The 7,811-nt window shown below is 70.9% G+C and carries 8 protein-coding genes; all 8 read right to left on the reverse strand.

The genetic code is table 11. The features are described from left to right. Positions 1-1,062: 1,062 nt before the first annotated feature. The 8 genes from QQG74_RS31535 to rpmH all read right to left on the reverse strand — a co-directional run bounded on the left by QQG74_RS31535 (position 1,063) and on the right by rpmH (position 7,165). On the reverse strand, positions 1,063-2,070 hold the full coding sequence (locus QQG74_RS31535) for a ParB/RepB/Spo0J family partition protein (protein ID WP_341718241.1): 1,008 nt from the start codon (positions 2,068-2,070) through the stop codon (positions 1,063-1,065). 27 nt (positions 2,071-2,097) lie between these two features. Next, positions 2,098-3,369: an AAA family ATPase gene (locus QQG74_RS31540; RefSeq protein ID WP_341718242.1), complete on the reverse strand. Its 1,272-nt coding sequence runs from the start codon at positions 3,367-3,369 to the stop codon at positions 2,098-2,100. 307 nt (positions 3,370-3,676) lie between these two features. Further along, positions 3,677-4,501 (reverse strand): 16S rRNA (guanine(527)-N(7))-methyltransferase RsmG, encoded by an 825-nt coding sequence (gene rsmG / locus QQG74_RS31545; RefSeq protein WP_341718243.1) that lies wholly within the window; start codon positions 4,499-4,501, stop codon positions 3,677-3,679. A gap of 4 nt (positions 4,502-4,505) precedes the next feature. Further along, positions 4,506-5,090: a R3H domain-containing nucleic acid-binding protein gene (locus QQG74_RS31550; RefSeq protein WP_341718244.1), complete on the reverse strand. Its 585-nt coding sequence runs from the start codon at positions 5,088-5,090 to the stop codon at positions 4,506-4,508. Between the two features lie 217 nt (positions 5,091-5,307). Then, positions 5,308-6,294 carry a membrane protein insertase YidC gene (gene yidC, locus QQG74_RS31555; protein WP_341718245.1) on the reverse strand — a complete coding sequence of 329 codons (987 nt, stop codon included), beginning with the start codon at positions 6,292-6,294 and terminating at the stop codon, positions 5,308-5,310. Positions 6,295-6,297: 3 nt separating this feature from the next. After that, positions 6,298-6,585 carry a membrane protein insertion efficiency factor YidD gene (gene yidD, locus QQG74_RS31560; RefSeq protein WP_341718246.1) on the reverse strand — a complete coding sequence of 96 codons (288 nt, stop codon included), beginning with the start codon at positions 6,583-6,585 and terminating at the stop codon, positions 6,298-6,300. Beyond that, entirely contained in the window at positions 6,582-6,992 is a 411-nt protein-coding gene (gene rnpA / locus QQG74_RS31565; protein WP_341721473.1) for a ribonuclease P protein component, read from the reverse strand. The genes yidD and rnpA overlap by 4 nt, the downstream gene beginning before the upstream one ends. Positions 6,993-7,027: 35 nt before the next feature. Further along, positions 7,028-7,165, reverse strand: a complete 138-nt coding sequence (gene rpmH, locus QQG74_RS31570; RefSeq protein ID WP_013736606.1) for a 50S ribosomal protein L34 — start codon at positions 7,163-7,165, stop codon at positions 7,028-7,030. Between the last annotated feature and the right edge of the window lie 646 nt (positions 7,166-7,811).

Raw genomic sequence — 7,811 nt, forward strand, 5'->3', positions numbered from 1 at the left:
GGGGTTTCGCCTCTCGTTTCACGTGAAACAGAAACGGCCTGTGGACAACCGGTGTGGATAACATGCCAGGGCTTCGGGTGCATCCTGACCGCGTACCCGGGCCAACTCGATCGTGCCCCGTTTCACGTGAAACACGGCAGCGCCAGGTCCGCCGAGGACCGATCGGACACGGCAGGTCTCGAAATCCACCCAGGCCGGTCAGGCGCGGCAGCGAGCAGGTACCGACCCGCTGTCGGCAACTGCTGGCCGAGGACCGGCTCAGGGCCCGATCAGACATGGCGACCCTCAGGGCCTGGCAAGGCTCGATTCGACAGGGCTACTCCCGGAGCCCGGCAAGGCTCGCTCAGACACGGCAGACCCGGGCTACCCCCGCCCCGGATCAGGCACGCCAGCCCATCGGGCTAACCCAGACCCGATCCGCTGCCCCGTGGCCTGGGCCCGCTTAGGGATGGTCAGCGGCGCACCGTCGGAAGCGCCCGCCACTCACTCGCCTGAGATCCGCTGCCGTCCGCATACCGTCGCTCCCGCGAATGGCCCCGGCAACCTGCTGAGCCGACGCCAGAGCGATCCACGGCGCTCGGCCCAGGTAGACAGCGACCCAGGGCGCACAGAGCGGCTGCGGTGCGCTGTGGGCGGACACCGTCCGCGCCGCACCGTCCGCGCGACACCGTCCGCGCGACCCTGGCAGGGCCGACAACCGGCAGGCCGCACCTCCCGTGCGACGCCGTGCGGGGTGGAGGGGCGCGCCCCTCCACCCCGCACGGCAACCATCGCGTGCAGAGCCCGATTGGCCGCTGGACCACACCCCGGACAGCTCCGACCCCGACGGCGGCGTTAGGTCGACGGCCGGCCGGTTTCACGTGAAACCGGCCGGCGGCGGGGTCGCCTCAGCTCGCCGCCACCATCCGGCGACTCTGGACTGGAAAGCAGCGTTCGCGGCGCGGGTCCGTTCCGGGCCGCCCTGGCCCTCGGGCAGGCCGAGCGGCCGTACGTACGCGGAATGGCCCGGTCAACGGGAGAGGGCTGGAACGGCCGAGGCCGGCTGACCGGCGCGGGCCTTCGCTACATCTCGGCTTCGGCGCGTTCGACGCCGATGATGCCGACGATGCGCTCCAGGTCGTCGACCGTGGCGAACTCGATGGTGATCTTGCCCTTGCTCCGCCCGATGTCGACCTTCACCCGGGTGTCGAAGCGGTCGGAGAGTCGGTCGGCGAGATCGTTCAGGGCCGGCGCGTGCGGCTTCGGCCGGCGCTTGGCCGTCTCCTTCTTGCTCGGCCCCTCGGTCAGGGCGAGCGCGACGATCTCCTCGGTCGCCCGGACCGACAGCCCTTCGGCAACGATCCGCAGCGCGAGCTGCTCCTGGGTGTCCGCGTCCTCCAGGCTCAGCAGCGCCCGAGCGTGTCCGGCGGAAAGCACTCCGGCGGCCACCCTGCGCTGCACCTGGGCCGGCAGGTTCAACAGCCGGATGGTGTTCGAGATCTGCGGCCGGCTACGCCCGATCCGGCGAGCCAGTTCCTCGTGGGTGGCACCGAACTCCTCCAGCAGCTGCTGATAGGCGGCGGCCTCTTCCAACGGGTTCAGGTTCGCCCGATGGATGTTCTCCAGGAGCGCGTCCCGCAGCATCGCGTCGTCACGGGTGTCGCGGACGATCGCCGGGATGCTCTCCCGGCCGACCGCCTGCGCGGCCCGCCACCTGCGCTCGCCCATGACGAGTTCGAACTTCTCGTCGTCGAGCTGGCGCACCACGATCGGCTGGAGAAAGCCGACCTCCTGGATGGAGGTCTTCAGTTCCTCCAGGGCCTCCTCGTCGAAGACCTGCCGGGGCTGCTTCGGGTTGGGCACGATCGAGTCGACCGAGATCTCGGCGAAGCGAGCGCCGGGCACCGGGCTGAGGATCGGATCCGGCGTGATCGGTGGTGCCGGCGGCGCCACCACGGCCAGCGGACCCCCGTCGGCCGGCCCGCTCGCCGCCGGTGCGGCACCGAGGTCGGTGCCAGCGTCCGGGGCGGGACCGGTCGGAATGAGCGCCCCAAGGCCCCGTCCCAGACCACCCCGAGGACGGTTCTTCATGCCACGCCTCCCAGCGCCTCGTTCGCCTTACGCATTCCGGCTCACCGGCTCCTTGACCCCTCGCTCGGCAATTTCCTGGGCGGCCTCGAAGTAGCTCGTCGCCCCCCGCGAACCGGGATCGTAGGTCATCACCGATTGGCCGTAGCTCGGTGCTTCCGAGACCCGCACGTTACGCGGGATCACCGCCTGGAGCACCTTGTCGCCGAAGTGGTTCCGGACGTCCTGCTCCACCGCGTCGGCGAGTCGGGTACGCCGGTCGTACATGGTGAGCAGGATCGTGGAGACCGCGAGTCGCGGGTTGAGGTGCTGGCGGACCAGGTTGATGTTGTTGATCAGTTGGTTCAGCCCTTCCAGCGCGTAGTACTCGCATTGGATGGGGATGAGCACCTCCTGCGCGGCCACCAGCGCGTTCACCGTCAACAGGCCGAGCGACGGCGGGCAGTCGATGAAGACGTAGTCGAAGTGCCCGGGGTACGCGGTGATCGCCCGGTCCAGCCGGGACTCGCGGGCGACCACCGACACCAACTCGATCTCGGCACCGGCCAGGTCGATGGTGGCCGGTACGCACCAGAGGTTGGGGATGCCCTCCACCGCCTGGGTCACGTCTTCCAGCGGCACGCTGTTGATCAGGCAGTCGTAGACATCCGGTACGCCCGTGTGGTGCGGGACGTTAAGCCCGGTGGAGGCGTTGCCCTGCGGGTCGAGGTCGACCACCAGTACCCGGTTGCCGTGCAGGGCGAGCGCCACCGCCAGGTTCACCGTGGTCGTGGTCTTGCCCACGCCGCCCTTCTGGTTCGCGACGCACATGACCCGGGTCCGCTCCGGCCGAGGCATGTTCACCTCGCCACTGGGGTTCAGGATCTGCACGGCGCGCATCGCCTCCATAGCCAACGGTGGATCATCCTCTTCGCGCGTCGGGGTTTCAGGTGAAACGTACGCGGCGTCAGCGACGGCCGAGCCGTAGGACTCCGCCGGGTCGGACGCCGGACGGGGGTCCGGCACCACGCCGGGTGCCTGCTGCTGCGGCGACGCCGCCTCGAACCGGGCCGATGCCGAGACGTTCCGCCGGATCGGGATCACCCGTGCCTCGGGAGTGGCGTTTGCGGGTCGGCCGGCGAGGTCCGCCGCATCTCGCGTCGGCGACCACGGGGCCCCCGACGTGGGTGCCGCCCGTTCGGAGTCCGGCGAGTGCTGTGGCACCCCAGCGGAGGGCCAACCCCGGTATTCGGTTTCACGTGAAACAGGGTCGTCCGCTGACCCGGTCACCCGTTTATCGTCGTACCTGCCGTCGTCATGCACCTGTCATCCCTGCCCGCTTCGGATGGTCGGTCCGCACCCCGTCAACCGGGCCACTCGCGCGCTCTCCGCAGAGGTACCGCCCGGCGGAAGCAGTCGGGCCCCGGAGGACATCGCCGCCCGCTCCACACTATCGACGCGCGGTCAGCCTACGGCGCATGGGCGCGGCCGGTCCACGTCGGGTTCGCAACCCGCCGATCACAGTTGAGCGAGGGGCCCAGATTGGCCGGCCGGGAACCGATCTCAATCGGGCGTTCGGGGTGTGCGGTGCGAGTGGCACTGCGACCGGTCCGGTCGGTCCCGACCGACGTCAGCGCCGACGGGACCGACCGGCGCGCGACTTCCGGGACGCCGCTTTGGGCGTCGGGCCGACCACCCGCTCCCGCACGATCTCCACCACGGTGGTCGGCGGATCGACCACGCCCGCGCCGCACCGGTGCAGGACGGGCGGTGCACCGCCGAGACGGTGCACCGCCTCGGCATGCTCGACCGCCTCCTCGGCCGCCGAGGCACCCTTCAGGGCGAGCAGCCGTCCGCCCGGTACGGCCAGCGGCAGGCACCAGGCGGCGAGCCGGTCCAGTGGTGCGACCGCACGGGCCGTCACCACCTCGCCGTGCACCGGCTCCGCCCCGGCGGCCACCTCCTCCGCCCGGCCGCGGAACACCCGGACCGACTCGGACAACTCCAGCTCGTCGATGACCTCCACAAGGAAGGCGGTACGCCGGGCCAGCGGCTCGATCAGCGTCACCCGAAGATCGGGCCGGGCGATGGCGAGCACCAGGCCGGGCAACCCCGCACCGGAGCCCACGTCGAGCACGGTCGCGCCGGTCGGAATGAGTTCGCCGACAGCGGCGCAGTTGAGCAGGTGGCGATCCCAGATCCGGGGAGCCTCGCGCGGGCCGATCAGGCCGCGCAGCACGCCGTCGGTGGCCAGCAGTTCGGCGTACGCGGCCGCGAGATCGAGCCGGTCGCCGAACAGCTGCCGGGCCGCCTCGGCCAACTCGGGCGGCAACACCGCCACCGCCGGGTCCGGTGACCGCACCGGCCGGGGCGGCTCGGGCCGGGCAGCCGGCGGCCCGGGCGGCGTACCACCCGGGCCGGACGGGCTACCAGCGTTGACGTCGTCCCGAGCCACCCGTTCAGTCCGCCGGACGGACGATGATGCGCCGGTTGGGTTCGACACCCTCGGACTCGCTCTCCACCCCGTCGATCGCGTTGACCACGTCGTGCACACACTTACGCTCGAACGCCGACATCGGCTCCAGCCGCACCAGCTCGCCGTGCTCCTTCACCTTCTCGACGGCGTTGCGGGCGACGGCCGCGAGTTCCTTGCGGCGGTTGGCCCGGTAGCCGCCAATGTCGAGCAGCAGCCGGCTCGGCGAGCCGGTCTGCCGGAAGACGGCGAGCCGGGCCAGTTCCTGAAGCGACTCCAGGGTGGCACCACGCTGGCCGACCAGGTTCTGTAGGCGGCCACCGACCACCTCGACCACCGGCCGACCACCGGACACCAGTTCGTCGATGTCGCCGTCGTAGTCGAGGATGTCGAGCAGTCCTTCGATGTAGTCAGCGGCGATCTCGCTCTGCCGGAACAGATCGCTCTCACCGGCGGCCTTGCTCGGCGCCGGCTCCGCGTCGGTCTCCGCCAGCTCGCCGTCGACCGGAGCCGTCGCGGTCGGCTCGTCGTCCAGGGGCTGGTCGGCGCGGGGGATGCTGGTGTCGGTCACGGTGTCATCTCCGTACTCGCTCGGCCGGACCTGAGGGTCCGCTGGTTTCCCGCGGCCGGCTGGACGTCGCCGGTGCCCACGGGCACGTCGTCTGTAGGGGCAGTCTCGCCCGTCCGCCACGGCACGCGCGGCGGTTCGCGCCTGCGCTGCCAACCTTGCGGCGGTGCCGCTGTCGCGCAACGGGCCGCCGCCGGAAGCTGGCGGCGGCCCGGACGATTCAGCCCTTCCGCTTGGCTGGGCGGCCCTTCTTCGGGTTGACCGGCTTGGCACCCGGCTTCGGCCCGGCGACCTTCGGCGCGGCCGGCTGCGGCGGCGTCGGGGCGGGCTTGCTCCGGCCAAGCAGGCCACGGGTCTTCGCCGGCTGCGCGCCGTTGCGCCCGGAGGTGCCCGGCTTGCTGGTCGCCGTCACGGGCGGCGGGAACTTGCGCAGCACCCACTGCTGCTGGCCGAGGGTGAAGAGGTTGTTGGTGACCCAGTAGATGATCACGCCGATCGGGAAGATGGCACCGGAGATCAGCAGCGACAGCGGGATGCCGTAGAGCATCAGGCGCTGGATCATCCGCTGCTGCGGGTCCTCCGCCCAGCCGGTCTTGAGGATCATCTGGCGGCTGGTGAGGTACGTGGTGCCCATCATCACCAGCACCAGCACACCCGCCATGATCTTGACGGTGGTGCCGTTCGCGCCGAGCCGGGCCAGTTCCTCGGCGGTGGAGCCGAACTTCCCGGCGATCGGTGCGGTGAACAGCGTGGCGACCGAGGCGCTGTCGAACTGGCTCACGGTCCAGCCGTACAGCGTCTTGGCACCCTCGCCGCGATCCGGGTTGAGCCGCCGGAGCACGTGGAAGAGGCCGAGGAAGACGGGGATCTGGAGGAACATCGGAAGGCAGCCCATGAGCGGGTTGGCCTTTTCCTTCCGATAGAGCTCCATCATCTCCTTCTGGAGCGTCTCCCGGTCACCCTTGTGCTTCTCCTGTAGCGCCTTCACCTGGGGCTGGAGCGCCTGCATCGCCCGCTGCGACTTGATCTGCTTGACGAAGACCGGGAACAGGATCACCCGGACGGTGACCACCAGGAAGAAGATGGCCAGGATCCAGGACCAGTTGGTGCCGAGGACCGCGGTATCCGGAACCCCGATGGCGTCCCAGACCGAATGCCAGGCCAGCAGGATCCACGAAATCGCGTAGTAGATCCAGTCGAGACTCAATTCTCAGGCTCCAGTCACGTCGGCAGCTCGGCGGCCGCCCGGCTCCGGCACCGGGTCGTATCCACCAGGATGGAATGGGTGGCAGCGCGACAACCGCCGGACCGTCAGCGCGGCTCCCCGGAGCGCGCCGTGCCGCACCACCGACTCAAGGGCGTAAGCGCTGCACGACGGGTAGAACCGACAGCGGGCCGGCAGAGCCGGACTTATCCACCGACGGTACGCGATGATGGGCAGCGCCAGCACCCGGGCACCGGCGGTGGCCGGCCGGGCCGCCTGCGGCTCGGTGCTCACCGTCGCCGTCCTCGACCGGTCGCGGCGGCACTGAGCGCAGCGTCCAGGTCGGCACCGAGCCGCTGGTACGTGGCGTCGGCCGCCGACGGCAGAGCGCGTACGACGAGGGTGCTGCCGGCCGGCAGGGCATCGAGCCGGTCCCGGACCAGGTGCCGCAAGCGGCGGCGGACCTTGTTCCGAACCACCGCGGGCCCGACGGCCTTGGAAACCACGAAGCCGGCGCGGGGAATCGGCGCGGAGTCCGCCTCCGTGCCACCCCGCGCCGGCTTCGGCGCTGTTTCGGTGGATCCGGCTGTGCCCGGCAGGGTCAGGTGGACGACAAGCGTGCCTCGGCCGGCCCGACGGCCACCGCGAACCGCTGCGGCGAAGTCGCTACTGCGCCGCAGTCGCTGCGCGGCTGCCAGCACGACGCCCACGTCCCCCGGAGCAGACCCGGTCGGCCTCAGGCCGACAGGCGGGCGCGGCCCTTGGCACGACGGGTCGAGATGATGGCGCGGCCGGCCCGGGTGCGCATGCGCAGCCGGAAGCCGTGGGTCTTCGCGCGCCGGCGGTTGTTCGGCTGGTAGGTGCGCTTGCTCACGTCAGGCTCTCCGTTGTCGGACGCCCCGGGCGGATGATCGCCCGGGTCGTGGTGGTCCAGGCCGCCGCTGTGGTGGCCCCGATCGGTGCTGCCCAGGCGGTGCGACGCCGCTCCGAACTCCGCGACACCTCGGCGCGCGGAGAGAACGACTGTGGGCAGCAAGCACCCATCACCCTAGCAGAGGGCGTGAGAGCAGCCTCTCTACCCTAGGTCGGGGTGCAATCACCGTCAAACCCTCCCGACCACCGCAGCCACCAGCGGCAAAGCCGGCCGCAGGGGCGGTTTTCCCGCATGCCGACAAGCGCCGGGTGCGTCGACGGTTGATGCCGCGGCGACAACGCTGTTACCGTGCCCGATTGCGGTCAGCGTCTCCAGGTCCGGGGATGTCGCCGGCAGGCAAGACCGGACACGGTGGTGAATCGTTCGGCACGGTGAACCCGCTTCAGCGCCCGACCACGGCAGGGGGGCAGGTCCGACCCGCGCCCGGCGGGCGGCCACAATCGGTCGGTACACAGGCTGTGGATAACTTGTGGAGAACGACCGGTGGGACGTCCGGGTAACTGAGGTGGCGCCCGCCCGGTACGAGGCATCCGGACGCCCGGAGAAGGCGGCGTCCGGGAGCAGAGGCGAGGGGGTGGCACGACGG

The organism is Micromonospora sp. FIMYZ51, assembly GCF_038246755.1.
Lineage (GTDB): Bacteria > Actinomycetota > Actinomycetes > Mycobacteriales > Micromonosporaceae > Micromonospora.